Raw genomic sequence first — 3,022 nt, forward strand, 5'->3', positions numbered from 1 at the left:
CGACGACCACCAGCGTGCCGCCGTACAGCAGCGGACCCCACAGCTCCCACACCGAGAAGTCGAACGCGTACGAGTGGAACATCGTCCACACATCGCGCTCGTCGAAGCCGAAGCGCCGCTCCGTGTTCCGCATGAGTCGGGTCACGGTGCGGTGCGGGACCTGGACGCCCTTCGGGCGACCGGTCGAACCCGACGTGTAGATCACGTACGCGACGTTGCCCGGCCGCAGCGGGGCCACCCGCTCGGCATCGGAGACCGGCGCCGCCGAGACCCCGGACAGGTCAACCGTGTCCAGCTCGACCACCGGAAGCCCGGTGGGCAGGGCGATCTCGCGGCCGGTCCAGCTCACCACGCACACCGGAGCGGCGTCGGAGAGCATGTACTCGATGCGATCCGCCGGATAGGTCGGATCGACGGGCAGGTACCCGCCACCGGCCTTGAGCACCGCCAGCAACGCGACCACCAGGTCGAGCGAGCGTGGCAACGCCACCGCGGCGAGGGTCTCGGGTCCGACTCCGGACTCGATCAGCGTGCGCGCCAGGCGGTTCGTCCGCTCGTCGAGCTCACGGTAGGTCAGCTGTCCGTCGCCGAAGCGCACCGCGACGCGGTCCGGGAAGCGGGTCGCGGCGGAGTCGAACCACTCGACCAGGGTGCCGTCGACACCCGCGTCCGGTCCCGCGACCGGCCAGTCCTCGAGCACCTGGCCGCGCTCGAGGTCCGAGAGCAGGTCCACGTCGCCGACCACCGCGGCCGGGTCGCCTGCCACCGCGCCGAGCAGTCGCACGAAGCGCCGCGCGAAGGCATCCATCGTCGTGTCGTCGAACAGATCGGTGGCGTAGGTCAGTTCCGCCGTCATCCCCGTCGGTGCACCGTCGTCGGCGAAGGTCTCCGACATCGTCACCTGGAGATCGAACTTCGCGACGCGGGCATCGATCTCGACGCCGCTCACGGTCAGCCCGGGCAGTTCGAGCGTCGGCACGTCCATGTTCTGGAAGGTCAGTGCCACCTGGAACAGCGGGTGCCGCGCCTGCGAACGGGCCGGGCTGAGGACCTCCACGAGCCGCTCGAACGGCACGTCGGTGTTGGCGAAGGCCGCGACGTCGACCGACCGGGTCTGTCCGAGGATCTGCTCGAAGCTCGAACCGGAATCGACCTGGGTGCGCAGCACCAACGTGCCGACGAACATGCCGACCAGATCGTCGAGCGCGGCTTCGCCACGTCCCGCGACCGGCGCACCGATCGCGATGTCGGAGGATCCCGACAACCGCGCCAGCAACACCGACAGTGCCGCATGCACGACCATGAACAGGGTGGTCCCCTGCGTGCGGGCCAGACCGCTCAGGTCGCGATGCAGGTCGGCATCGATCGTGAAACGGTGCGCTGCACCGCGATACGACGCAACCGCCGGGCGCGTGCGATCGCTCGGCAGGTCCAGCTGGTCGGGCAACCCGGCCAGCGCGTCCGCCCAGTACCGCAACTGCGTGGACACCAACGACTGCGGGTCCTCCTCGGACCCGAGCACCTCGCGCTGCCACAGCGCGTAATCCGCGTACTGCACCGGCAACGGCGACCACGCCGGCGCCACACCCGCGGCGCGCGCGGCGTACGCGGTCATCACGTCCCGCACCAGCGGACTCATCGACCAGCCGTCGGCACTGATGTGGTGCACGACGAACACGAGCACGAACTCGGTGACCGAGGTCTGCAGAAGCGTCACGCGCAGCGGGACCTGATCGGTCACGTCGAACCCGGTCGCCGCTTCCCGGACGAGCGCCTCGAACATCTCGCTCTCGGTCGCCGCAACGGGCGTCAGGTCGGGCATCGCCTGCGCGACAGGGACGATCACCTGGACCGGGCCGTCGGCAGTGTCCGGGTACACCGTGCGCAGGACCTCGTGGCGGTCGAGCAGGTCCGCGACCGCCGCACGCAACGCCTCGAGATCGACCGAACCGGTCAGGCGCACCGCGATCGGAATGTTGTTCATCGCGGACTCGGTGTCGAACTGGTTCAGGAACCACATCCGCGACTGCGCCGGGGAGAGCGGGATCCGCTCGGGGCGCGGCCCGGCGACGAGTGCCACGCGCCCGCCCTCATCCGCGAGCACACCGACAGCAGCCGCGAGCGCGACGACGGTCGAGGACTCGAACAGGATCCGCACCGGGACCCGGGTGTCGAGCGCCGCACCGATCCGTGCCGCCACCTGCGCGGCGATCAGCGAGTTGCCGCCGAGCTCGAAGAAGTCGTCGTCGAGACCGACCCGGTCGAGACCGAGCACCTCGGCGAACACGCCTGCCACGACACCCTCGACCGCCGACTCCGGTGCCCGGAACTCGCGGACCTCGACGGCGGGAGCGGGCAACGCCCGCCGATCCAGCTTGCCATTGGCCGTCAGCGGGATCTCATCGACGACCACGAAAGCGGACGGCACCATGTACTCCGGCAGCACCGCGGCCGCGCCCTCGCGCACGGCGGGGACGTCCACCGTGACACCGGCAGCGGGCACCAGGTACGCCACCAGGCGCGCACTGCCGGGAACGTCCTCGCGGACGATCACGGCGACCTGCGCGACCGAATCCTGAGCCAGGAGCGCCGACTCGATCTCACCGAGCTCGATGCGGAAGCCGCGAACCTTGACTTGGTCGTCCGCGCGGCCGAGGTACTCGAGGTCCCCGTTGCGGTTCCAGCGGGCGAGGTCGCCCGAGCGGTACAGCCTCGAACCGTCCACTCCGAACGGATCGGCCACGAACCGCGACGCCGAGAGCGCCGGCTGACCGAGGTAGCCACGGGCCAACTGCACACCCGCGACGTACATCTCGCCGGGAACGCCGACCGGGACGGGGCTGAGTCGCTCGTCGAGAACATAGACGCGCAACCCCGCGATCGCCTGACCGACCACCGATGCCGACGCCGACGCCGCCATCACCGCGTCGATCTCGCGGTACGACACGTGCACCGTCGTCTCGGTGATGCCGTACATGTTCACCAACGTCGGAGCGGTGTCCGGATGCCGGTCGTACCAATC

Annotated in this window: 1 protein-coding gene; it reads right to left on the reverse strand. The window is 70.0% G+C overall.

The window, feature by feature from the left end:
- On the reverse strand, positions 1-3,022 hold a 3,022-nt coding region (locus BR31_RS30130), incomplete at both ends, for a condensation domain-containing protein (protein WP_037178341.1).

It is taken from the genome of Rhodococcus sp. UNC363MFTsu5.1 (genome assembly GCF_000686785.1).
GTDB classification, from domain to species: Bacteria; Actinomycetota; Actinomycetes; order Mycobacteriales; family Mycobacteriaceae; genus Rhodococcus_G; species Rhodococcus_G maanshanensis.